Genomic DNA, 22,073 nt, shown 5'->3' on the forward strand with positions numbered 1-22,073 from the left:
AGGACGCCTCCCGGTGACAGGATGTCCGCCGGGGAACCGGTCCGCGAGGTCATGGGGGTGCGGGGTGACGGGGACGGTGCCCGAGGCGCTGGACGAGGTGCCGTGGGAGCGCTTGAAGGCGGTGCTCGGGCGCCGGCCCGCCGAGGAGCTGCGGCGGGCGCTGCGCCGCCTGGTGCTCAAGGGCGGGGCGGCGACCGAGGAGGACTGCCACCCGCTGTCCGACTGCTTCGGGCTGGGCACCGCACGCGTCTCCCCCGTCGCGACCGCCGCGCTGCCGTTCCTCGTCGCACTCGCCGCCGATCCGGAGACGGGCGCCCGGGCCGTTCTCGTCCAGCTGCTGGCGAACTCGTCCCGGGCGGCGGCCGAGGCCGGTCCGGACCGGGTGGCCGTCGGTGCCGGACGCCGGCGCCGGCTGCGGCGTCGGCGCCCCGTCCCGGCCGGCCGGAGCTGTCATGACGGCTGCGGCGTGGGCGCCCCGGACTCCGGCGGTGCGTCCGAGGGTGAGGCGGGGGCGGGAGGGCGGGTGGTCGGGCCCGTGGGGGCGGGGAGCGGGTCGGAGGGGACCGGCAGGCCGGGAGAGGGAACGGCGGAAGCGGAGGGCCCGGGCGGGAAGGGGACGGTCGTCGAGGAGGTGGCCGGCGGAGGACTGCTCGCGGGGCGCGGGGAGGGTGGCGCGGCCGGGGAGGCGGGACCGGCGGGGACCGCCGGCCGGAGCGACAGGGCGACCAGGACGGCGACGGCGCACGGCAGTGCGGACGCGGCCGCGGCTCGCAGCAGCCGGCGGCGTGCGGCGCGGCGGCGGATCCGCCGGTAGCGGCCGGGGGGCGGGGCGAGGTGGACCGGGTCGGGGCGCAGGACGGCGGCCAGGGGGTCGTCGGGGCCGAGGCCCTCGTCGGGACCGGGGCCGTCGTCATCGGGCGTGGTCAAGGTTCCTCCTCAGGTGGGCGCGGAGCAGTTCCCGGGCTGCGTGGAGGTCGGCCTTGACGGTTCCTTCCTTGCGTCCGGTCATCAGGGATATCTCCCGGATCGGCATGTCTGCGTAATAGTGCAGGAGGACCGGGACGCGCAGGCGTCGGGGCAGTGACTGCACCAGCAGGCGGATGGAGGGGTCGGTCTGTTCGGTGTGGGGGCGCAGGGCGGCTTCGGTGGTGGCGCGGCGGACGGTTCTGCGTTCGCGTTCGAGCTTGCGCCAGTGGTCGCGGACCAGGTTGGCGGCGGTGACATAGAGGAAGCCCCGGGGCTCGTCCACGGAGGTCCAGCGGGCCCACAGCCGGGTGAAGGCCTCCGAGGCGATCTCGTGGGCCGTCTCGTCGTCGTCGGTCAGCCGGCGGCACCAGCCGGCGAGGGGCGGGTAGAGGGCCGCGAACAGTTCGGACGCTGCCGCGTGGCGGGACCGTTTCAATGCTCTCCATCGTCGTGGCGGAGGTCCGCGGGGGTGCCCTGCGGAGTGCGGTTGTCGGGGGGGTGAGGGCCGGTCAGGGGGGTGGGGAGCTCAGCGTGGCGAAGACGATCACGTTGTCGCGGTACTCGCCGTCGTCGAGCGGGCCGCCGCACGTGACGAGCCGGAGCTGGGGGGTGGCGGTGTCTCCGTAGACCGCGTCCGTGGGGAAGTCCTTCTTGGCGACGGTGCGGACCGTGTCGGTGGTGAACACCGTTTCGGTGCCGTTCTCCAGGCGGGCCACGATCCGGTCGCCGGCGCGCAGCCGGGCGAGGTGGCGGAAGACGCCGTCCCCGTGGACCCCGACGGTGACGTGACCGAGGATCACGGAGGGGCCCCTCTGTCCGGGTGTCGGCGAGTGGCGGTACCAGCCGGCCCGGTCGTGGGCGGTGACCGGGGGAACCCGCACGGTCCGGTCGGGCGCCAGCCCCAGGGACATGACGGGTGTGTCGACGCCGATGGCCGGGATCTCCAGCCGGACGGGGACCGAACGCCCCACGGGCCGCGGCGCCGTCCCCGAGGAAGCTCGCGGGGAGGTCCGGGAGGGCGGCGGTGTGCTCCGCCGTGTGCTCTGTGCGGTGCCGGCGGAGCGGCCTCCCCCGGCGCCGCCGGGCGGACGGCCGCCACCGCAGCCGGCGAGCAGGGAGCCCACCGCCGCGGTGACGAACGCGCGTCTGGGGAACGGGTTCACGCTCCGGTCGCCCTCCGGCGGCGCACGAGCAGAACCGCCGCGCCGGCCACGGCGAGCGTCCCGGTGCCCCCGGCGATCAGGACGCCGCGGTCCGCCGGGTCGCCCGCCGACGCGGTCCGCACCGGCTCCTCACCGGTGTCGGGCGCGCCGCTCGGGACGACGGTGACCGACCCCGCCCCCTCGGACGGGGCCGGAGGCGCGGCGCCGTCGTCCGGTCCGTCGGACGGGGCCGGGGTCGGGGCCGGAGGCACGGACGGGGACGGCACGGGGGCCGGGGCCCCGGACGAGGTGGGTGCCGGCGCCGGGGAGGCGTCGGCGGCGAAGGCGGGGGCCGCGGACACCAGCACGGCCGTGCCCACCAGTGCCGCGGCGTTCAGAACGGTTCGGCGCATGGCTCTGCTCTCTTTCGTCGGTGCGCACCCGTGGGGGCGGGCACGTTCATGGACCGCACGGAGAGACGAGGCGGCGGCGACGCGCGTTGCAAAGGAAAGGCAAAGTCCGACGTGCCGCGAAGACAGGGTCCCGTGGATCGCCGCGCGGAAGTCCTCCCCCGCCCCGGCACGGTGAGGTTCCCGGCCGGTGCCCCGTCCCGGAGCGGGCGGGGGACGAGGGCCGTGACGGTGAGCACCGCCCGGGCAACGCCCTCGGGGTCCTCCGCTGCCCCGGTGGAGGACGCTCGGGCGGCCGGGGTGTTCAGCACGTGCTCACGCGAGGCGTGGACCGCGCGGCGCAGGGCGTCCCGGCACCCTCCCGCGCCCGTTCCGGCAGGCCCACGGCCTGCGGTGTGAGGGCTTCGCGCCGCGCTTCGAGGAAATCGCCCAGAGGGGTCCTGTCGCTCATGACCCCGGCCTGGAGGCCGCCACGCCGGTGGCCCGAAGCGGACCGGGCCGTTTCCCGGGGCGGCCGACTCCTAGTACTCCAGTGAGACTTCGTTTCCTGAGCTGGTGGTTGTCGTTGTCTGGGTATGGAGGCGATAGCTGAAGTCGGCCGGTAGCAGGCTGAGTTGGATTCGGTGTTCGCTCGGGTGGCGGGACGGTTTGCTCGGGCGGATCTACGGCGGCGGATGCGGGACTACGTGCGTGGTCTGCTGGCGCCGGTCGAGCGGAAGAACGGTTGGCAACTGGCCGAATGGGCCGGCCACCGCGACCCGGCGGGCCTGCAGCACCTGCTCAACGGCGCCCGTTGGGACGCCGACGCGGTCAGGGATGATGTCCGCCACTATGTGGCCGAGCGGCTCGGCCCCGGCGGGGTACTGATCATCGACGACACTGGGTTCATCAAGAAGGGCACCACCTCGGCCGGGGTCGGCCGGCAGTAATACCTTGCCTACACCCCCGTCGGCATTGAGATCGCCGAGCTGGCCCGCATCGCCGGCTCCCGCTGGGCGATCGCGGAGTGCTTCCAGGCCGCGAAGAACGAGCGCGGCCTGGACGAGTACGAGGTCCGCCGCTATCCCGGCTGGTATCGGCACATCACCTTGGCCATGCTCGCCCACGCCTTCCTCACCGCACTCGCCGCCCAGACCGGCGGCGGTGAAAGGGCCGCAGAAACGGATCAGCCCTCGTCCCACTCACCGTGGCAGAGATCCGGCACCTGCTGGACGCCCGCCTGCCGCACCCCCAGCCTCACCAGGACAGACGCCTACATGCCTTGAGCTGGTCGCACTGGCGCAGACGCCACCAAGCCACAGCTCGCTGCTGCCACTACCGAAGAAGAACCAGCTCAGAACCCGAAATCCAACTGAAGTACTAACTGCCGCGTTACAAAGTTGAGATCTCATTGCTCTGCAACTTCACGGCCCGCCGATCGTCTACCTGGGTGAAGCGTTCAACACTATGGGGGAGTTGCTCATGACCAGAAGCCGGATGCGTGCAGTGGCTGGGGCGTGCGCGACGCTCCTCTCGCTCGGCCTCACGGGGGCCGCACAGGCAGCGCCGCAGGCTTCGGGCACCGAGCCGGTGACCACCTACGAAAAGGGGCATGTGGTGGAGTGCACCGCGCAGCTGGAGCGGTACGACACCGTATATGTGTCGCTGTACAGCAACTCCGCGCACGGCAACCACACCCAAGTGGTGATCAGCAGCGCCGAGTCGGAGTACGCGGGCGCTGCCCAGCCCGAGAAGCTTTTCAGTCATGGCGCGATCCGGACCGTGGTGCCCATCTCGCCTGTCGACGGGCGTGTCGAGTCCGCCAGCAGTGCCGTCGTCCACGGTCGCTACGCCCCTGTTGGCGAACCGACGCCGTACAGCGACGAGATGTACGACGCGGGGTATCGCATCGTCACGACAGGAACTCATCAGGACATTAGCACTCGCCTCACCATCAAGGCCTTCGGCGAGAGGGCACCCCTTCAGTGTGACAACGCCCTCGCCTACGACCTGAGGATCACCAAGACTCCCGTCGTCTGAGGACCGCCCACCGGGTTCCTGCAGCGGCTGCCACAGCCCTCGTGGCCTGTGATGTGGCGGCTTGCCGTATGCAGGCGTGCCCGCTGTACGGACGGGCGTGGGCACCGTCCGTACGGCGGACGCCTCGCGGTCCGTCAAGACCGCCACAGGAAGCGGAGTTGCCTCGTTCGGTGGACTGCGCGTACCACACCGGGTGGACCGGGCCCGTGAGCCCGTGGTCCTGGCGGGTGACTCGGCCGAAGGCCGGGGGATGTCGGAGGTCAGACCCCGCCGGGCTGCTTGCCGTGCGGATCGGAGGCGTTGATCGTCGCGACGACCCGGTCGTAGTCGCCGCGGGCCTCGCCGTAGCGCAGGAACTTCACCCGCTCGACCTGGATCTCCTTCGCGTCGGGTTGCGTTTCCAGCAGAGCGACGGTCTCGGCCACGAACTCGTCCAGCGGCATGGCGAGTTCGTTGTCCTCATGTCCCGGCAGCAGAGCGGTGCGCACGGCCGGCGGCACGAGTTCCACGACCTTGACCGAGGTGCCGGCGAACTGCAGCCGGAGTGACTCGCTGAGCATGTGGATCGCCGCCTTCGACGCGTTGTAGCTCGGGGTGACCTTCAGCGGCGTGAACGCGAGGCCCGAGGAGACGGTCATGATCGTGGCGTCCGGCTGCGCCTGCAGGTGTTCCACGAACGCGGCGATGAGCCGGATCGGGCCGACTACGTTCGTGGTCACCGTAGATTCCGCGGAGGCGAGGAACGACGCGGGATCGCGCCAGTCCTCGATGTTCATCACGCCGGCCATCGTGACGAGGACGTTGAGGCCAGGGTGGTTCGACAGGACCTCCTTCGCGGCGGAGGCGATGCTCGCGGCGTCCGTGATGTCGATCCGCACCGTGCCGATGCCGGGGTGCTCGTCCGCGATCCGGTCCAGCAGCTCGGCGCGCCGGCCACCCACGATGACGGTGTTGCCCCTGGCCCGCAGCTCGAGGGCGAGGGCGAGACCGATGCCGCTGGTGGCGCCGGGGATGAAGACGGTGTTTCCGGTGATGTTCATGCCTCGACTGTCACCGCTTCGGCGCCGCAGGTGCAGAGACCGGTTATCGGGGGATCGGCGATCCCTGGCCCGCCCACCGTGACCGGGCGACAATCGAGCTATGGACCGTGCAGCACTGGCAGACTTCCTGCGCCGCCGCCGCGAGGCGCTCCAGCCCGAGGACGTGGGGCTGCCCGTCGGCGTACGCCGCAGGGCCCCCGGTCTACGACGCGAGGAGGTCGCGTCCCTCGCCGTGATGTCGACCGACTACTACACGCGGCTGGAGCAGCAACGCGGTCCGCAGCCGAGCGAGCACATACTGGCGTCGCTCGCCCGGGCCCTGCGGCTGACCGGCGACGAGCGCAACTACCTGTACCGGGTCGCCGGGCACAACGCTCCGGTGCCGCTGTCGTCCTCGGTGCACGTCGCCCCCGCGCTACTCCGCGTGCTGGACCGCCTCGACGACACCCCGGCGTGCGTCCTGTCCGACCTCGGGGAGACGCTCGTGCAGAACAGGATGGCCGCCGCCCTGCTCGGCGACGCGTCGGGATACACGGGCCTCGCCCGCAGCGCGGTCTACCGCTGGTTCACCGATCCCCTGGAGCGATCGCGCTACCCCGAGGCCGACCGGGACCGCCACAGCCGTGCCCAGGTCGCGAGCCTGCGTGCCGCCTACGGGCTGCGGGGGCCGCGGTCCCCGGCCGGCAAGCTCGTGCGCACCCTGCAGAAAACGAGCGGGGAGTTCGCCGAGCTGTGGGAACGACACGAGGTGGCACAGCGCTTCGAGGACCACAAGACGCTCATTCATTCCGAACTCGGAGCGCTCGAACTGGACTGCCAGGCCCTGTTCACCGAGGACCAGTCCCAGACCCTCCTCGTGCTGACCGCTCCGCCTCGGACCGAGAGCCACGAGAAGCTGCGGTTGCTCGCCGTGCTCGGACTGGACCGCTTCGCCGGGGCGGAACACTACTGATCTTTTCGTAAGTTCGGTGGGTGTGTTGGGTGGATGGTCAGGCCGGTATGGGCGAGGAACGACCATGGCAGTTGTGGGTTGCGGTTGATGCGGTGGATGCCTTGCTCGGTGGCGTCGGCGACATCGGCGAGGTGGCCGCCGGCGAGGTTGGCCAGTTCACGCTTCTTGAGCGAGGACCACAGCAGTTCCACCGGATTCAGCTCGGGAGCGTAGGCAGGTGATCGTTCCAAGGTGAGCCGGTCCTGTTCGGCGACCCAGGCCCGCATCGCCCGGCTCCAGTGGGCAGACGGGCCGTCCCGGACCAGGACCACTCGCTCGCCGCGGTAGAACACCTTCATCTGCTCCAGGACCTCGACAAGGGCGGCGGTGTCGTAGCTGCCAGGCTTGAGGTGGAAGCACAGACGAGCCCCGCGATCGGGGTCGGTGGAGTGGCAACCCAAAGCCCCGGCCATCGACGCGCGCTTCCAGTTCAGACGGTGCCGCAGGAGCGGAGTTTGCCCTCGAGGCGAGTAGGTTCGGCGGATCTGAGGGAGCAGGCAGACGCCTGATTCGTCGAGGAAGACGATCCAGGCACGTGTGTTCACAGCCCCTTTTTAATGCGCGGCCACTCGTGCGCGATCCAGCGGGCGATCTCCGCCCCGTCCCGCTCGACCGCCCGCCGCTCGGGCCGCTGCAGACTCCATCCGAGCCGGCCGGTCAGCGGCCGCCACACCGATGCCCTCGACAACACCACCCCCGTTGCCCGGGTGACGACCGTGCCGACTCGCTCCAAGGTCCACAGGTCAGCCTCGAAGCCGTGTGCCTGGGCACCTTGCTCCAACGCGGCCCGGACCATCTCGACCTGGGTGTCGTCCAGCTTGGGTGGGCGTCCGGTGGCTGCCCGGCGCCGCAAGGCCGAAGCACCGCCTGCTCCCACACCCGCCACCAACGCCGCACACTCTCGGCACACACCCCACCGCCCTCGCGATCTCCACGTTCGAGACGCCGCCCTCGAACAACTCGACTGCCCGAACGCGACGCGCCTCCGCCAACTGAGGCCGCGACAAAGCAGGAAAGGAGGAACCAGCAACCGAAGGGGAAGGTTGATATGCCACCCCGACAGCCTCCCACCCACACGGCTACCGAACCCACCGAACTTACGAAAAGATCAGTAGGAACCCTGCCCGGGATCCTGTTCCTCGTCGTAGTGGGTGTAGAGCACGGCGCCCTTCCCGGACGGGTCCAGGGCGGCGAGGACGGCGTCGCCGATGGCCGTGAGCTGATCCACCTGCTCGTCGGTGAGCGCGTCGATGACGTAGCGGCGGACGGCGGCGACGTGTCCGGGCGCCGCCTGCAGCACCTTCGCCCAGCCCTCCTGGGTGAGCCGGGCGTTGGTGGCCCGGCGGTTCTCCGGACACGGGAAGCGTTCCACCAGGCCCCGCTTCTCCAGGCGCGCCACCACGTGGGAGAGCCGGGGCAGGGTGGCGTTGGTCCGTTGGGCCAGACCGGTCATGCGCAGCGTCCGGTCGGGCGCCTCCGAGAGCATCGCCAGGGCGGTGTACTCGAACTCCGTCAGGTTGGCGTCGTTGCGCAGCTGCGTGTCGAGCGTGCCGGGCAGCAGCTCCAGTACCGCGCGCAGACGTATCCAGGCGCGCAGCTGCCGCCGGTCGAGCCAAGGTGTGTTCACGGTCACATCGCCACCCGGAATGGTTGTAGCTACAAGTTTGCTGGAGACGGTGTTCGTCCATTGTCGCCACAACCATTCCACGAGGAGGACGTCATGGCACATGTGAGCATCATCGGCACCGGCACCATGGGATCGGCCCTCGCCGGCATCGTCCGCAAGGGCGGGAACACCGTCGAACCGCTCGGCTCGGGGGACGCCGGCAAGCCGGTCACCGGCGAGATCGTCGTCCTGGCGGTCCCGTACCCCGCGCTGGCCGGCATCGTGGCGCAGCGCGGTGAACAGCTCGCCGGCAAGGTGGTCGTCGACATCACCAACCCGGTCGACTTCGCCACGTTCGACTCCCTGGTCGTCCCGGCCGATCGTTCGGCGGCCGCGGAACTGGCCGACGCCCTGCCGCGCTCCCGGGTGCTGAAGGCGTTCAACACCAACTTCGCGGCGACCCTGGCCTCGGGCTCCGTCGGCGGGCAGCCCGTCACCGTGCTGATCGCCGGTGACGACGCCGACGCCAAGTCGGCGCTGGCCGCGGTGGTCACGGCGGGCGGCCTGCGCGCCGTCGACGCCGGGTCGCTGCGCCGGGCGCGTGAGCTGGAAGCGCTCGGCTTCCTCCAGCTCTCCCTCGCGGCCGGCGAGAAGATCGCCTGGACCGGCGGGTTCGCCGTCACCGGCTGACCGGCCCCGGCGGACCCGGCCGGGCACCCGTACGGCGCGAGTGCCCGGGAGCCCCGCCGCGAGTGCCGGCCTCGCCCATCACCTCCGCCGGGGCGGCCCCCGCCGTCCCCGGCCCCTCCACACCACGACAGGATCCGACATGACCGTTCCCACCACCGCCCGTGACCTCGCACTCCTCGTGACCCGCGTCGCCGTCGGCGCCGTCTTCCTCGCCCACGGCTGGCAGAAGCTGTTCACCAACGGCATCGACGGCAGCGCCGCCTTCTTCGACCAGGCCGGCGTGCCCGCCGCGACCGCCTCGGCGTGGTTCGCGGCCGTCGTGGAGCTCGCCGGCGGCGCCGCGCTCATACTCGGGCTCGCCGTGCCCGTCGCGGGGGTGCTGCTGCTGGTCGACATGATCGGCGCGTTCGTCTTCGTGCACGCCGGCAACGGCCTCTTCGTCGACGCGGGCGGCTACGAGTTCGTCCTGGTGCTCGGCGCGGCCTCCCTCGCCCTGGCCGCCGTCGGCGCCGGGCGCTTCAGCGTCGACCACCTGCTCACCGGCCGCCGCCGGACCGCGCAGCACGTCAGCGCCTGACGGACGGGGGCGCTCCGGGCAGGGGGCGCGGGCCGTGGGACGGTCGCCGGTTCGGCACACACGTGCGGGCCGGCTTCCCCCCACACCCTCGCGGCGCCCGACGGCGGGCCCTCACTTGTCTGGACCTATTTTGTCTAGACCTCTTGCCCCGTCCGTGATCCGCGGGCTACGTTTCCCGCTGTTCGGAGCACCGCACGTTTCCTCCAACTCCCTTGCTGAGCAAGGCTGGAAGGGGCACGTCCGCCATGCAGCACCGGAGTCCGTCCAGACGAACCGTCCTCGCCTCCGCGACCGTGGCCGCTGCGACCGCAGCGGGCGTCGTGGGCGGGACGGCCACCCCCGCGATCGCGCACCGGCGCGACGACCGCCTCAAGAAGATCATCTCCCGGATGAGCGTCGAGGCGAAGATCGGCCAGCTCTTCGTGCCGTACTTCTACGGCACGTCGGCGACCTCTCCCAGCCAGTTCGACCAGGACCGCAACCTCAAGGAACTCGGCGTCCGCACCGTGGCCGAGCTCATCGCCAAGTACCACATCGGCGGTGTCATCTACTTCTCCGGCTGGGCGAACAACATCCTGGACCCCGCCCAGGTCGCGGACCTGACGAACGGTGTGCAGCGGGCCTCGCTCGCCCTGCCCACCCCCGTCCCGTCCCTGATCTCCATCGACCAGGAGCACGGGGCCAACGTCCGCATCGGCAGCGGCGCCACCCAGCTGCCGGGCGCGATGGCGCTCGGCGCGGGCCGCTCGGTCTCCGACGCGCGCACCGCCGGCCGGATCTCGGGCTCCGAACTCGCCGCCCTGGGCATCCACCAGAACTTCGCCCCGGTCGCGGACGTCAACGTCAATCCCGCCAACCCCATCATCAACGTCCGCTCCTTCGGCGCCGACGCCCACGAGGTGGGCCGCATGGTGGCGGCCCAGGTGACGGGTTACCAGCAGGCCGGCGTCGTGGCCTGCGCCAAGCACTTCCCGGGCCACGGGGACACCGGGGAGGACAGCCACACCGGACTGCCCGTGATCACCCACACCCGCGAGGAGTGGGAACGCGTCGACGCACCCCCCTTCAAGGCCGCGATCGCCGCCGGCGTCGACTCCATCATGACGGCGCACCTGCAGGTCCCCGCGCTCGATCCCAGCAACGACCCCGCCACCCTGTCGCCCGCGATCCTCCAGGGCGTGCTGCGCGGCGAACTCGGCTTCGACGGCGTGATCGTCACCGACGCCCTCAACATGCGCGGCGTGCGCACCAAGTACGGCGACGACCGCGTGCCCGTCCTCGCCCTCAAGGCGGGCGCCGACCAACTGCTGTTCCCGCCGGACATCGACGTCGCCTACAACGGCGTCCTGGCCGCCGTCCTCGGCGGGGAGATCACCGAGGACCGGCTCGACGAGTCGGTCCTGCGCATCCTGCGGCTCAAGGACAAGGTCGGCCTGCTCAGCGGCAGCCCCTACGTCTCCCCGAAGGAGGTCGACCGGGTCGTCGGCGCCCGCAGGCACCGGCTCGCCGCGGCCCGGATCGCCGAGCGCACCACCACCCTGCTGGTCAACGAGGGCGGGGCGCTCCCGCTGCGCCGCGGGCAGAGGAAGCTGCTCGTGGTCGGCGCCGGCCCGGCCTTCCCGACCGACGCCACCCGCAGCACCGTGCCCGAACTGGCCAAGGCGTTCGACGAACTGGGCTACGGCACCACCCACCTCGCCACCGGCCGGGCACCCGACGCGGCGAAGATCGACGAGGCCGTGGCCGCGGCGCAGGGACGGGACGCGGTGGTGGTCACCACCGACAACGTCGGCGCCACCAGCGCCCAGCGCACCCTGGTGTCCCGCCTGCTCGCGACGGGCGTCCCCGTCGTCCACCTCGCGGTGCGCAACCCCTACGACATCGCGCACCTCGGCGACGTCCCGGCCTCACTGGCCTCCTACTGCTGGACCGAGGTCGAACTGCGTGCCGCCGCCCGGGTGATCGCCGGCCTGGCCGAGCCGCGGGGCAGGCTGCCCGTGCCCGTCCAGCGGGCCGACGACCCGGCCGCGGTCCTCTTCCCCGCCGGTCACGGCCTGTCGTACGACGACTGACGCCCACGGTCCCCGCACGTCCTCCGGCCCCGGTGCTCCCCCCTTCGCGAGCACCGGGGCCGGAGGCGTCACCCGGGGGAACCGGTCCGCCGTGCCGGGCAGCCGCGGTGTCGGGCCGTCCGGATCCGGTACCGCGCCTCCGGCCGCGCCTCGAGCCCGGCCGCGGGGGACGCCCCGTCCCGCCGGCGGGACATCGCCGGAACCCGCCCTCCGATCCGCCGCACGGCACCATGCCGGCACCACGGGCGGCGCAGGACCGGGCGACGGGACCGCCTCCCGCCGCCCACGGCACGGATCACCCGTACATCGCCACGCGGTGGAAGGCCCCGAGCGCGTCGTCGATCGGATGGGGCAGCGGTTCACCGGACGGGCCGAGCCCGTTCCACCTCTGCAGGTTCACCGCGACGGCCATCTGCCGCCGGCCGTCGGCACGGGCCATGGCCAGCGCTCCGGCGCCCCAGACCGTGCCGCCGTGGCCCCAGAAGGTCTCCTGGCCGGGGAGCTCCATGGGGTGCAGGCCGAGGCCGTAGTCGATCGTCCGCCCTTCCTGGGAGACGACCGGGACGGTGCGCTGCATCTGCTCCAGCGACGACGGGCGGACGATCTCGCCGGCCAGCAGCTTGCGGAGGAAGCGGTTGAGGTCCGCGACCGTCGACACCAGCGAACCCGCCACTCCCACCCAGGACATGTCGTAGACGCTGTAGTCGCGCGGCGGGTCGATCATGCCGAACCACGCCTCGTAGATCTGCGAGTGCGGCCCGTGGACGTGGGGGTCCGAGGGGAGTTCGGTGTCCCGGAGCCCGGCGGGCTCGATGACGCTGCGGGTGATGTGCCGCTCGGCCGGCTCACCGGTGACCCGTGCCAGGAGTTCGCCCAGGAGCAGGTAGTTGGTGTTGGAGTACAGCCCCGGAGTGCCGCCCGGGGCGCCGACGGCGGGTGCGGAGACCCCCATCCCGATCAGCTCGGTGGGATGGAACCGCGTGAACCGGTTGTCGTCCAGGCTCCGCGGATCGGTGTCCGCGAGGGCGGGCAGCGCCTTGAGGGAGGGGTAGGCGTACGGGAGGTACTCGGCGAGGCCGCTGGTGTGGTTGAGCAGCATCCGGACCGTGATCGCCTCCCCGCGGTCCTTGGGCACCAGCTCCGGCAGGTAGCGGCCGATCGGCACGTCGAGGCCGATCCGGCCGCACTCGACCTGCTGCAGGACCGCGGCGGCCGTGAAGGGCTTGGTGATGCTGCCGACACGGTGCCGCATGTCGGCGGTGACGGGGCGACCGGTGGTGACGTCGGCGACCCCGGCGGCACCGCGCCAGACCTGGCCGCCGTCGCGCACCTCGGCGAACAGGCCGGGCACACCGGCCCGTTGGACGTTCCGTAAGGCGGCGCGCAGCTCCGCCGCGTTCAGCGGGTCCCTCATCGCATGCGTCCTTTCTTCCTTCCCGGGGCAGCCGGGCGTCACCGGCCCGGCCTGGGCGACCGGGCATGACCGTCACGCCGATCAGCCCGCTGCCGGGCCCTCGGCACGCTCATGCCCCGATTATGCACGCGGTGCGTGCAACGGCAAGTGCAACGCTAAGCGCATGGGTTAGGCTGAGGCCCGGCGAGAGGAGTGGGATGACGGGCCGAAGGCGCTGGTCGACCGAGGAGATCCTGGACGCGGCGGCGGAGCTGCTGCGCACGGGCGACGCCGAGTCGTTCAGCGTGCGCAAGCTCGCCGCGGCGCTCGGCACCGACTCCTCCAGCCTCTACCGCCACTTCCGCAGCAAGACGGAGTTGCTGCGTGCGGTGGCCGACCGGATCCTGCTCGCCGCCATGGACGGCCACCGCCCCGAGGGGGACTGGAAGCAGCGGATCACGGCCCTGGCCCTGCGCGTGCGGGAGGCCTTCGGCCGGCAGCCTCAGCTCGCCGCCGTGTGGGGGCGTTACGCGTCGAGCGGCACCGGTTCCCGGCTGGTCATGGAAGAGGTGCTGCAAGCTCTGCGGGCGTCAGGGCTGCCCGACGAGGAGATCCCCGCGCGCTACCACCGGATCGCGGTCCTCATCGCCTCGTTGATCGCCTCCGAGGCCGGGGTCAGCACCGTCTCCGCCGAGGAGCAGGAACAGGCGATGGAACTGTTCCGCGTCGCGGTGCTGGGCGCCGACCCCGGAGTCTTCCCTGCCCTGGCGCACTTCGCCCGTGACGTCCGTCCCCTCGGCGTCGACCGCCGGGCCGCGTTCGAGGAGATCCTCGCCGCCCACCTCGCCCACGTCGAGGCCGCGATCCCCTCGGACTAGCCGACGGGTGGCGTGGCTCCGGCCCACGGCTCCCCGCCCGCCCCTCGCCCGCGCCGCCCGCCGCCCCGCGGGCGAGGCCGGCGCGCCGGTGTCAGGGACGGGGGTGCAGCATCTCCAGGGCACCGGTCTCGGTGTCGTAGCTGCGCAGGGTGGTGAGCCGGACCGACAGCGGCGGCGCCGGCAGCAGCTCGTGGACGCGCCGGTCGGCGAAGGCGCCGGCCCGCCGGCTCCGGCCGAGGGTGACGTGCGGGGTCCAGCGCCCGGGCGCGTGCAAGGGGTTGAGGTCCTGGAGCGGGTTGTCCGCCGTCACCGCCTCCCACACCCTGCGGTGCAGGCCGGCCAGGGTGGCGTCGCAGTCCAGTGCCCAGGCCAGCACCGAGGTGGGGCGCTCGAACCGGATCACGCCGGTGAACCGGACCGGCAGCGGCAGGGCGGCGGCCACCCCGGCGAGTTCCCAGCGGATCGGGGAGGTCAGCTCCGGGCAGGCGGCCAGGGTGAGGTGCGGGCTGTTGGTCGGTGAGCGATGGCGTGCCTGACTGGGCAGCCCCGCGTCCGCGAGCAGCCGCCATGCCTCCCGGACCGCCAGGTCCGCCGCCTCGTCCAGCAGGACCTCGACCGTGCGCACCACCGCAGCCTACCCGCGGGACCCGTCCGGCAGGGGGCGGGGCACCGCGCGGGCGAGTGGTCCGACGCGCGTCGCGGGGCGCTTCGTCCCGCTCACGCCGTGAGCGGGACGAAGCGCCGGTGCGGAGGCGGCCGGGTCACCGCCACCGGGATCGGTCAGGGCAGGGTCCACTTCTGGTTGGCGTTGGCGTGGCAGGTCCACAGGTGGACCGCCGTGCCGTCGTTCCAGGTGCTGCCGGAGGCGTCCAGGCACTTGCCCGAGGCGGGGTTGCGGACCGTGCCGTCGGCCTGCGCGGACCACGCCTGGGCGCCCGTGCCGTTGCACGTCCACAACTGGACCCTCGTCCCGTCGGCGCTGCCGCCGCCCGACACGTCCAGGCACTTGCCCAGCGCCCGCACCGTACCGTCACCGGGCACCGTCCACCGCTGCGCGGCGGTGCCGTTGCACGTCCAGATCTGCACCTTCGTGCCGTCCGCCGTCCGCGCCCCGTCGACGTCCAGGCACTTGCCGTTCACCCCCTTCACCTCACCCGAGCGGGGGCCGGGTTCCTGCCCCCCGCCGTGCTTGACGCGGATGTTGCGGAAGGACACCTCGTCGCCTTCCCCGTGGTTCTGGATGCCGATGTGTCCCTGCCGCAGGCTCCGCGCGGGATCGGTGTTGGTGAAGTCGTTGATCTTCCGGCCGTTGAGGAAGATCTCCAGGCGTTCACCGGTCACCCGCAGTTCGTAGGTGTTCCACTCCCCCGGCGGGTTCAGCGCGGCGTCCCGTGCGGCGACGTCCGCGGAGCGGAAGCCGTAGACGGCGCCGGTGGTGCGGTTGGCCGCGTCGGTGGCGTCGATCTGGATCTCGTAGCCGTTGTCCACCGCCGTCCAGGGGTCGCCGGAGGCGGGGAAGCCGAGGAAGACGCCGGAGTTGTCGTCCCCGGCCATCCTCCAGTCGAGCTTGAGGGAGTAGTCACCGGTGAATTCCTCGGCCGAGTACCAGTACAACCCCATCCCGCCGGTGGAGGTGAGGGTGCCGTCCGCGAGGGTGAACGCGCCGGGACCGGCCTGGCTCCAGCCGGCGGTGGAGGAGCCGTCGAACAGGGACGTGTAGCCCGTCTCCGGCCGGCAGTCGGCGTCGGTCGTCCCGGCCGCCCAGCGGATGCCGCCGAGGATGTGCCGCCGGAACGCGGTCTCGGAGTAGGACTCGTCGGTGTGGCCGCCGCCGGTGTAGAACGCGCGGCCGCCCTGGTACTCCTTGCACCAGGCGATGGGGTGGTCGCCGGACATGGTCCCGCCCGAGTAGCTGGACTCGTCGAGGGAGGCCAGGACACGGGCGGTGGTGCGCGGGTTGGTGCGGTAGTCGTACCACTCGTCGGTGCGCTGCCAGGTGCTGCCCAGATGGGCCGTGGCGGCGTGGGCGCGGTCCTCCACCTCGACGGTGGCGGACTGGACGGCCGGGTGGGAGCGGAAGAGCGCGCCGGCCAGGCCCTCGTAGAAGGGCCAGTCGTACTCGGTGTCGGCGGCGGCGTGGATGCCGACGTATCCGCCGCCGCCCTGGATGTACTGCTCGAAGGCGGTCTGCTGGGCGGCGTTCAGCACGTCGCCGGTCGTCGAGAGGAAGACGACCGCCTCGTACCGGGCGAGGTTGCCGCCGGTGAAGGCCTGGGCGTCCTCGGTGGCGTCCACGGTGAAGTTGTTGGCGGCGCCGAGGGCCCGCAGGGCCGATATGCCGTCGTCGATCGAGGAGTGGCGGAAGCCCGCCGTCCTGGAGAAGACCAGGATCTCGTACGCGGGGTCGGCGGCGGTGCGCGTGTCCGCGGTGACGGATCGGGGTGCCGCGACGGGGTGGTCCGCCTCTGCCGGCAGTGCGGTGGCCTGGGGTGCCAGGCAGAGCACGGCGGCGGTGAACAGACCGAGGGCCGTCCTGGGAATGGTGCGCATGGTCGGTTCCTCCCTTCTAGGGCAGGGTCCACTTCTGGTTGGCGTTGGCGTGGCAGGTCCACAGGTGGACCGCCGTGCCGTCGTTCCAGGTGCTGCCGGAGGCGTCCAGGCACTTGCCCGAGGCGGGGTTGCGGACCGTGCCGTCGGCCTGCGCGGACCACGCCTGGGCGCCCGTGCCGTTGCACGTCCACAACTGGACCCTCGTCCCGTCGGCGCTGCCGCCGCCCGACACGTCCAGGCACTTGCCCAGCGCCCGCACCGTACCGTCACCGGGCACCGTCCACCGCTGCGCGGCGGTGCCGTTGCACGTCCAGATCTGCACCTTCGTGCCGTCCGCCGTCCGCGCCCCGTCGACGTCCAGGCACTTGCCGTTCACCCCCTTCACCTCACCCGAGCGGGCCGGGTCGCCGGAGGTGGTGAAGGAGAACTCGTCCACGTCGAACAGGGAGCCGCTGCCGCCCTTGAAGACGAGGTGGAGGGAGGTCGTGCCGGCGGGCCCGCCGCTCAGGCCGGCCGTGACGTCCTGGAAGGTCTCCCAGCCTCCCGTGACCGGCACGGTGGCGGTGCCGAGCAGGGTGCCCGTCGGGGATCCGGCCCGCACCTCGATGGTGCCGCCGGCGCCCGCGGAGGAGACGCGTGCGGAGAACCGGGTGGCGTTGCCGAGGGCGTAGGGCTTGAAGGAGATCCAGTCCCCGTTCTCGATGTGGCCGACGGTCCTGCCGCCGTGGGCGGGCGTGTGGTTGACGACCTGGACCCCGGCGGAGTCGGAGTGGTGCTCGGCCTGCCGGTGGGAGGGCTGGGTGATGTGCTGGTCGTGGGCGGTCAGCGCGGGCTGGCCGCCGGCGCCCTTGTCGGTGTACTCGGCGTCGACGACGCCGAAGATGTTGGCGTTGGGGTCGTGTTCGCCGTCGGCGAGGGTCTGGAGCCGCCCCTCGCACCCCGTGGCCGAGGTCTGCGGATGGCCGTGGCTGTCGTGTCCGACGATGAAGGTGACCTTGACCCTGGAGCAGTCGATCGCGCCGTCCTCGGGATCGGTCACCGTCACCTTGTAGGGGATGGCGTCACCGAAGTCGTGGATGCTCCCGTCCGCGGGCAGGTCGAGCCTGACCGTCGGCGCGGTGTTGCCCACCGTGACCTGGACGGACGCCGTGGCGGACTTCCCGGTCGCGTCCGTCACCTTCAGCGTCGCCGTGTACTGGCCGTCGGCGCCGTAGGTGTGGGACGGGTCGGCGGCCGTGGAGGTGGCGCCGTCGCCGAAGGTCCAGGAGTGGCTGAGGGCGTCGCCGTCGGGATCGGAGCTGCCGGCGGAGGAGAACGAGACGGTCAGGGGCGCCTTCCCGGAGGTGACGTTCGCCTTCGCCTGGGCGATCGGCGCGCGGCCGCCGGTGACGTGCTCGATGCGGTACAGGGCGGAGTTCGCGTCACCGCTGAAGTAGCCGGTGCCGTAGTCGAGGACGTACAGGGCGCCGTCGGGGCCGAAGGCCATGTCCATCACCTGGGTGCCGGTCCAGGGGAAGGAGTTGATCGACTGCACGGTGCCGCCGCTGCCGGTCTCGATGCGCTTGATCCACCTCCGGCCGAACTCACCGGCGAAGAAGTCGCCGTCCCATTCCTGGGGGAACTTGACCTCGGAGGTGGAGTTCGCGTCGTACCGGTACACCGGGCCGCCCATGGGTGATTCCGAGCCGCCGCCGAACTCCGGGACGGAGTCGCCGTTGTAGGCGATCCAGGCGGGCCTGGCCGGCGGCAGGTCGGTCAGGCCGGTGTTCCTCGGCGAGTTGTTCTTCGGTGCCGCGCAGTCGAACGCGGCCCCCGAGGCGCCGGTGGCGAAGTTGTGGTCCGTGTAGGCGTCGTTCTTGCCCGTGCAGTACGGCCACCCGTAGTTGCCGGCTTCGGTGATGCGGTTGAACTCGACCTGGCCCTCCGGGCCCCTCGCCGGGTTCGCGGTGCCGGAGTCGGGACCGTAGTCCCCGAGGTGGACGACGCCCGTCGCCTTGTCGACGCTCATCCGGAACGGGTTGCGGAAGCCCATCGCGTAGATCTCCGGCCGGGTCCTGGCGGTACCGGGCGGGAAGAGGTTGCCGTTCGGGATCGTGTACGAACCGTCCGCGTTGACCTTGATGCGCAGGACCTTGCCGCGCAGGTCGTTGGTGTTGCCCGAGGAGCGCTGCGCGTCGTAGGCCGGGTTGCGGGAGGCCCGCTCGTCGATCGGGGTGAAGCCGTCCGAGGCGAAGGGGTTGGTGTCGTCACCGGTCGAGAGGTACAGGTTGCCCTGGGCGTCGAAGTCGATGTCGCCGCCGACGTGGCAGCAGGTGCCGCGGGAGGCGGGCACGTCGAGGATCTTCTTCTCGCTGGTGAGGTCGAGCGTCCCGTCGGTCCTGAGGACGAAGCGGGACAGCCTGTTGACGCCGTCGAAGGGAGTGAAGTCCGCCGCCGTCCCGTCGGACGGGGCGTCACCGGCCGGTGTGGTGAGCCGGGGGGCGTAGTAGAGGTAGACGTGCCGGTTGGACGCGAAGCCGGGGTCGGCGGCGACGCCCTGCAGGCCTTCCTCGTCGTGGCTGTAGACGTCCAGCCTGCCCGCGACGGAGGTGGTGCCCGCGGCGTTGGTCAGCCGGAGCGTGCCGTCGCGGGAGGTGTGCAGGACCGAACGGTCCGGCAGCACCGCCAGCGTCATGGGCTCGCCGGTCTCGGCGACGCCCTTGGCGAGCGTGACCTGCTGGAAGTCCTCGGCCGCGGCCGTGGTCCGGGCACGGCCCCGGTCGCCCGGGCCGTCGGGCTGGGCCACGGCCGGGGACGTGGTCAGCAGATGTGCGAGGACGCCGGCCGCCGCGGTTAACAGCAGGCGGACGCGTCGGTGTCCGAGCGGTCTTGTGCGCACAGAGTTCTCCCCAGGGAAGTGGGATGACGGCAGGCCCGAGCGGGCTGCCACGAGGAGCACAGGCGCGCGCCGTCGCGCCTCGACCGGTCGCCCCTGTTCCGTGACCGGCTCATTACAAGGAAGCTAGCGGGCTTTGCCGCATCCCGTAACCCGAAGCGCGGGGGATCTCGATACTTTTTCCCGCGGCAAGACAAAGTGAGGCCCCCGCGGCCCGGCCCGGAGGGCGGGACGCGGGGCCGTCAGGAGCCGGCGGGCTCCGGGCGGCGTTCGCGGCCGCCGGGATGCCGGTGCCGCCAGATCCAGAAGACCGCGCACGACAGCAGGGCCCACCCACCCAGCACCAGGAACGGGAACGCGTGCTGGTGCCCCCGGAAGTACACCGCCGTGTGCTGTGCGTTGACCGAGGCGCCGGGCGGCAGCCACTTGCCGATCTCGCCCAGCGGGGACGGCAGCAGCGGCCAGGACACCGCGCCGCCGGACGAGGGGTTGCCCAGGAGGATCATCAGCCCCCACGTCGGCAGCATCGCCCAGCGTCCGACCAGGGTGTTGAACATGGTGAAGACCATTCCGGCGGCGAACAGGGTGAGCGCCAGGATCAGCCACGACTCCACGAACGGCAGGTCGAGCGCGCCGAGCAGCCAGTCCACGGTCGCGGCGACGGCGAATCCGCCGAGCAGCGCGTAGGCGAGGGTGAACGCCACACGTTCCAGGGGCGTCAGGGCCCGTGCGTGCACACTGAGCTGGATCGCCCCGAGGAAGCCGATGACGACGGCGGCCAGCGAGATGTAGAAGATCGCCAGCCCGCGCGGGTCGCCCTCCTGCAGCGGGTTGAGGTCGCGGACGGTGACCTCGACGCCCGTCTCCCTCCCCACGGCCGGCGCCGTGTCGGCGAGCACTTCCGCGACCGAGGCCCCGGAGGCGCCCGACAGGTCGAGGGCCACGGTCCTCCCGTCGTCACGGATGTCGAAGACCGCGAAGATCTTCTGCTCGTCCATGGCCTCACGGGCACCGGCCGCGCTGTCGTACCGGTGCACCTTCACGGACGCGTTCAGCGCCTCCTCCAGGCCGTCCAGGAATGCCTGCCCCCGGGCCCGCTCGTACGAGCCGACCACGGCCACGGGGATCGAGCGCGGCGTCGGATCGGCCATGGCGAAGGTGTACGAACCGGCGAAGAGACCGGCCGCGGCCGCCAGGATGAGCGTCAGCACGACGGCGGGGGTCAGCGGCGACTGCCGCAGCTCGGACCACCGCCGGCCACGCGTCGGCGGCCGGGCGTCGGCTCCAGGGGACGTGTCGGCCATGGTCAGGACATTTCCACAAGAACGCCTGGAGGGCATCAAAAGCGCCGCCCCCCGTGACGCGCACCGTGAGGGGCGTGCGGCGGCGTCACCCGCTCCCTTCGTCCCGGTCGCGGACCGCGACGGTCAGAACGCGTACCTGATCCGCAGCCAGGGGGCGTGGGCCGCGATCAGCTCCCGCAGGCGGGCGAGGGCGTCGCTCTTGACCTGGCGGGCGTAGCGGACGTTGAGGGCGCCGTTCTCCGAGCGCTTGACCTCCTGGGCGCCCGGCTGCCACAGCAGGTCCTCGGCCCGGGGGTGCCAGCCCAGGTTGACCTCGTGGAGCTGCTGGTTGTGGGTCAGCATGATGATCTCGGCGGCCGCCTGTTCCTTCACCCGGCCGGGAAGGACGTCGTCCAGGTGGACGAGCAGGTCGGCCCAGTCCTGCTGCCAGCCGGGGCGCAGCACCACCGGGGAGAGGTTGAAGTGGACCTCGTAGCCCGCGTCGAGGAAGTCCGCGGCGGCGGCGATGCGGTCGGCGACCGGGCTGGTGCGGATGTCCAGCAGGCGGGAGTCCGTGGCGGGCATGACCGAGAAGCGCACCCGGGTACGTCCCTGCGGGTCCATGGCGAGCAGGTCGGGGTTGACGAACTTGGTCGCGAACGACGCCTTCGCGGTGGGCAGCCGGCGGAACGCGGCGACGAGGTCGGCCGTGTTGTCGCAGACCAGGGCGTCGACGGAGCAGTCGCCGTTCTCGCCGATGTCGTACACCCACGCCTGGGGATCGCACTGGTTGGGTTCCCGTTTGGGGCCCTGCGCCTGCACGTGGCGCCGGACGTGGGCGACGATCGCCTCGATGTTGGTGAACAGCGTGATCGGGTTGGCGTAGCCCTTCCGGCGCGGCACGTAGCAGTAGGCGCAGGCCATGGCGCAGCCGTTCGAGGCGCCTGGCGCGATCCAGTCGGCCGACCTGCCGTTGGGGCGGGTGGTGAGGGTCTGCTTGACGCCCAGCACCAGGGTCTCGGTCTTGACGCGGGTCCATCGCGCGACGCTGCCGTCGTTGCCGTGCAGGGAGGGGATGCGCCAGTGGCCGGGCACCTCCGTGACGGGGACTCCCGGCAGCCTGGCCAGGATCTGCCGGCCGCGGGGGGAGGCGAGCGCGGCGGGTTCCGCGTACACCTGGCGCACGTCGAGCATCCGCCTGGCCTGTGGGCCGTCCCGGAATCCGCCGCCCGGCGGCGGAGCGGGCGCGGCGTCCTCCCAGTCGAAGAGCGTCTGCTGTCCGAGGTCTTCCGGGGAGGACCCGGGCGGGGTCCGGTGCACAGCGCTGCTCCTGTCGATGTCGCGGTGGCGGAACTCCCGGCCGGTGCGGCCGCGGGCGGTGGCGGCGGGCCGCTCCGCCGGGGAGAACTCCTCCCCGAGCTTATGTCCGCGGCGCGGCCGGGGAGGCGATCGGCACGACGGGCGGGCCCCGACGTCGGCTTCGAGGCGCGCCCCGTCCCCTCTTCCCCCTTGCGGCGGCACCCGGCCGGTCCGGCGGTCCTGCGTCCGGCACCGCTCGCGGGAGGTGTCCGGATGCCGTCG

General features: G+C 72.2%; 20 protein-coding genes and 1 pseudogene. 8 read left to right on the forward strand and 13 right to left on the reverse strand.

From position 1 onward, the window contains the following. Window positions 1-64 precede the first annotated feature (64 nt). Complete coding sequence (locus tag A2U95_RS00305) at window positions 65-814, forward strand: hypothetical protein (RefSeq protein WP_166020230.1); 750 nt, start codon at window positions 65-67, stop codon at window positions 812-814. Between the two features lie 96 nt (window positions 815-910). On the opposite strand, the gene A2U95_RS00310 is transcribed toward A2U95_RS00305, so the two are convergent. The 3 genes from A2U95_RS00310 to A2U95_RS00320 form a co-directional block, all read right to left on the reverse strand. After that, complete coding sequence (locus A2U95_RS00310) at window positions 911-1,402, reverse strand: RNA polymerase sigma factor (RefSeq protein WP_166020232.1); 492 nt, start codon at window positions 1,400-1,402, stop codon at window positions 911-913. A gap of 73 nt (window positions 1,403-1,475) precedes the next feature. Then, window positions 1,476-2,129: a class F sortase gene (locus tag A2U95_RS00315; RefSeq protein ID WP_166020234.1), complete on the reverse strand. Its 654-nt coding sequence runs from the start codon at window positions 2,127-2,129 to the stop codon at window positions 1,476-1,478. Continuing rightward, a complete protein-coding gene (locus A2U95_RS00320; RefSeq protein WP_166020237.1) occupies window positions 2,126-2,521 on the reverse strand; it encodes a Tat pathway signal sequence domain protein in 396 nt (131 codons plus the stop codon). Before A2U95_RS00320 ends, A2U95_RS00315 begins: the two co-directional genes overlap by 4 nt. Window positions 2,522-3,192: 671 nt before the next feature. Between A2U95_RS00320 and A2U95_RS33940 the strand changes: the two are divergent. Then, window positions 3,193-3,444 (forward strand): annotated as a pseudogene (locus A2U95_RS33940) (transposase); the annotation flags it as partial. A 535-nt stretch (window positions 3,445-3,979) separates the two neighbouring features. Continuing rightward, window positions 3,980-4,537 carry a hypothetical protein gene (locus A2U95_RS00330; RefSeq protein ID WP_166020240.1) on the forward strand — a complete coding sequence of 186 codons (558 nt, stop codon included), beginning with the start codon at window positions 3,980-3,982 and terminating at the stop codon, window positions 4,535-4,537. 260 nt (window positions 4,538-4,797) lie between these two features. Here the strand turns inward: A2U95_RS00330 and A2U95_RS00335 are convergent, their stop codons facing one another. After that, window positions 4,798-5,577 carry an SDR family oxidoreductase gene (locus tag A2U95_RS00335; protein WP_166020247.1) on the reverse strand — a complete coding sequence of 260 codons (780 nt, stop codon included), beginning with the start codon at window positions 5,575-5,577 and terminating at the stop codon, window positions 4,798-4,800. Window positions 5,578-5,677: 100 nt separating this feature from the next. Here A2U95_RS00335 and A2U95_RS00340 point away from each other — a divergent pair, with 100 nt between their 5' ends. Then, window positions 5,678-6,529 (forward strand): helix-turn-helix transcriptional regulator, encoded by an 852-nt coding sequence (locus A2U95_RS00340; protein WP_166020248.1) that lies wholly within the window; start codon window positions 5,678-5,680, stop codon window positions 6,527-6,529. Here A2U95_RS00340 and A2U95_RS00345 read toward each other — a convergent pair. The 3 genes from A2U95_RS00345 to A2U95_RS00355 form a co-directional block, all read right to left on the reverse strand. Then, window positions 6,523-7,113, reverse strand: a complete 591-nt coding sequence (locus A2U95_RS00345) for a transposase (RefSeq protein ID WP_166020249.1) — start codon at window positions 7,111-7,113, stop codon at window positions 6,523-6,525. The two genes, A2U95_RS00340 and A2U95_RS00345, sit on opposite strands and share 7 nt — an antisense overlap. Beyond that, window positions 7,110-7,364 carry a helix-turn-helix domain-containing protein gene (locus A2U95_RS33670; RefSeq protein ID WP_277350926.1) on the reverse strand — a complete coding sequence of 85 codons (255 nt, stop codon included), beginning with the start codon at window positions 7,362-7,364 and terminating at the stop codon, window positions 7,110-7,112. The genes A2U95_RS00345 and A2U95_RS33670 overlap by 4 nt, the downstream gene beginning before the upstream one ends. Before the next feature lie 312 nt (window positions 7,365-7,676). After that, entirely contained in the window at window positions 7,677-8,195 is a 519-nt protein-coding gene (locus tag A2U95_RS00355; protein WP_166020251.1) for a MarR family winged helix-turn-helix transcriptional regulator, read from the reverse strand. A gap of 93 nt (window positions 8,196-8,288) precedes the next feature. On the opposite strand from A2U95_RS00355, the gene A2U95_RS32300 reads away from it, so the two are divergent. The 3 genes from A2U95_RS32300 to A2U95_RS00370 all read left to right on the forward strand — a co-directional run bounded on the left by A2U95_RS32300 (window position 8,289) and on the right by A2U95_RS00370 (window position 11,513). Then, window positions 8,289-8,864 carry an NADPH-dependent F420 reductase gene (locus A2U95_RS32300; RefSeq protein ID WP_166020252.1) on the forward strand — a complete coding sequence of 192 codons (576 nt, stop codon included), beginning with the start codon at window positions 8,289-8,291 and terminating at the stop codon, window positions 8,862-8,864. A 139-nt stretch (window positions 8,865-9,003) separates the two neighbouring features. Next, complete coding sequence (locus A2U95_RS00365; protein WP_166020253.1) at window positions 9,004-9,441, forward strand: DoxX family protein; 438 nt, start codon at window positions 9,004-9,006, stop codon at window positions 9,439-9,441. A 245-nt stretch (window positions 9,442-9,686) separates the two neighbouring features. Further along, a complete protein-coding gene (locus A2U95_RS00370) occupies window positions 9,687-11,513 on the forward strand; it encodes a glycoside hydrolase family 3 protein (protein ID WP_166020254.1) in 1,827 nt (608 codons plus the stop codon). A gap of 295 nt (window positions 11,514-11,808) precedes the next feature. Here A2U95_RS00370 and A2U95_RS00375 read toward each other — a convergent pair whose 3' ends face one another. Then, window positions 11,809-12,927, reverse strand: coding sequence for a serine hydrolase domain-containing protein (locus tag A2U95_RS00375; RefSeq protein WP_166020255.1), 1,119 nt, complete (start codon window positions 12,925-12,927; stop codon window positions 11,809-11,811). A gap of 197 nt (window positions 12,928-13,124) precedes the next feature. Here A2U95_RS00375 and A2U95_RS00380 point away from each other — a divergent pair, with 197 nt between their 5' ends. Further along, window positions 13,125-13,784 (forward strand): TetR/AcrR family transcriptional regulator, encoded by a 660-nt coding sequence (locus tag A2U95_RS00380; protein ID WP_166020256.1) that lies wholly within the window; start codon window positions 13,125-13,127, stop codon window positions 13,782-13,784. 91 nt (window positions 13,785-13,875) lie between these two features. On the opposite strand, the gene A2U95_RS00385 is transcribed toward A2U95_RS00380, so the two are convergent. From A2U95_RS00385 to A2U95_RS00405, 5 genes are all read right to left on the reverse strand, one after another. Next, window positions 13,876-14,409: a 2'-5' RNA ligase family protein gene (locus tag A2U95_RS00385; RefSeq protein WP_166020257.1), complete on the reverse strand. Its 534-nt coding sequence runs from the start codon at window positions 14,407-14,409 to the stop codon at window positions 13,876-13,878. A gap of 155 nt (window positions 14,410-14,564) precedes the next feature. Further along, window positions 14,565-16,334, reverse strand: coding sequence for a ThuA domain-containing protein (locus tag A2U95_RS00390; protein ID WP_166020258.1), 1,770 nt, complete (start codon window positions 16,332-16,334; stop codon window positions 14,565-14,567). 16 nt (window positions 16,335-16,350) lie between these two features. Continuing rightward, window positions 16,351-19,212, reverse strand: coding sequence for a PQQ-dependent sugar dehydrogenase (locus tag A2U95_RS00395; protein WP_166020259.1), 2,862 nt, complete (start codon window positions 19,210-19,212; stop codon window positions 16,351-16,353). A 239-nt stretch (window positions 19,213-19,451) separates the two neighbouring features. Next, a complete protein-coding gene (locus A2U95_RS00400) occupies window positions 19,452-20,513 on the reverse strand; it encodes an ABC transporter permease (protein ID WP_166020260.1) in 1,062 nt (353 codons plus the stop codon). Between the two features lie 123 nt (window positions 20,514-20,636). Beyond that, window positions 20,637-21,812 (reverse strand): spore photoproduct lyase family protein, encoded by a 1,176-nt coding sequence (locus tag A2U95_RS00405; RefSeq protein WP_166020261.1) that lies wholly within the window; start codon window positions 21,810-21,812, stop codon window positions 20,637-20,639. Window positions 21,813-22,073: the final 261 nt, after the last annotated feature.

This window comes from Streptomyces chilikensis (assembly GCF_001642695.1).
Classification (GTDB): Bacteria; Actinomycetota; Actinomycetes; order Streptomycetales; family Streptomycetaceae; genus Streptomyces; species Streptomyces chilikensis.

What these genes read in the sequence shown, in the direction of transcription:
- A2U95_RS32300 (WP_166020252.1), top strand. Translation starts at nt 8,289, where the DNA reads ATGGCACATGTGAGCATCATCGGCACCGGCACCATGGGATCGGCCCTC.
- A2U95_RS00380 (WP_166020256.1), top strand. Translation starts at nt 13,125, where the DNA reads ATGACGGGCCGAAGGCGCTGGTCGACCGAGGAGATCCTGGACGCGGCG.
- A2U95_RS33670 (WP_277350926.1), bottom strand. Translation starts at nt 7,364, where the DNA reads ATGGTCCGGGCCGCGTTGGAGCAAGGTGCCCAGGCACACGGCTTCGAG.
- A2U95_RS00340 (WP_166020248.1), top strand. Translation starts at nt 5,678, where the DNA reads ATGGACCGTGCAGCACTGGCAGACTTCCTGCGCCGCCGCCGCGAGGCG.
- A2U95_RS00390 (WP_166020258.1), bottom strand. Translation starts at nt 16,334, where the DNA reads ATGCGCACCATTCCCAGGACGGCCCTCGGTCTGTTCACCGCCGCCGTG.
- A2U95_RS00400 (WP_166020260.1), bottom strand. Translation starts at nt 20,513, where the DNA reads ATGGCCGACACGTCCCCTGGAGCCGACGCCCGGCCGCCGACGCGTGGC.
- A2U95_RS00330 (WP_166020240.1), top strand. Translation starts at nt 3,980, where the DNA reads ATGACCAGAAGCCGGATGCGTGCAGTGGCTGGGGCGTGCGCGACGCTC.
- A2U95_RS00320 (WP_166020237.1), bottom strand. Translation starts at nt 2,521, where the DNA reads ATGCGCCGAACCGTTCTGAACGCCGCGGCACTGGTGGGCACGGCCGTG.
- A2U95_RS00370 (WP_166020254.1), top strand. Translation starts at nt 9,687, where the DNA reads ATGCAGCACCGGAGTCCGTCCAGACGAACCGTCCTCGCCTCCGCGACC.
- A2U95_RS00335 (WP_166020247.1), bottom strand. Translation starts at nt 5,577, where the DNA reads ATGAACATCACCGGAAACACCGTCTTCATCCCCGGCGCCACCAGCGGC.
- A2U95_RS00375 (WP_166020255.1), bottom strand. Translation starts at nt 12,927, where the DNA reads ATGAGGGACCCGCTGAACGCGGCGGAGCTGCGCGCCGCCTTACGGAAC.
- A2U95_RS00365 (WP_166020253.1), top strand. Translation starts at nt 9,004, where the DNA reads ATGACCGTTCCCACCACCGCCCGTGACCTCGCACTCCTCGTGACCCGC.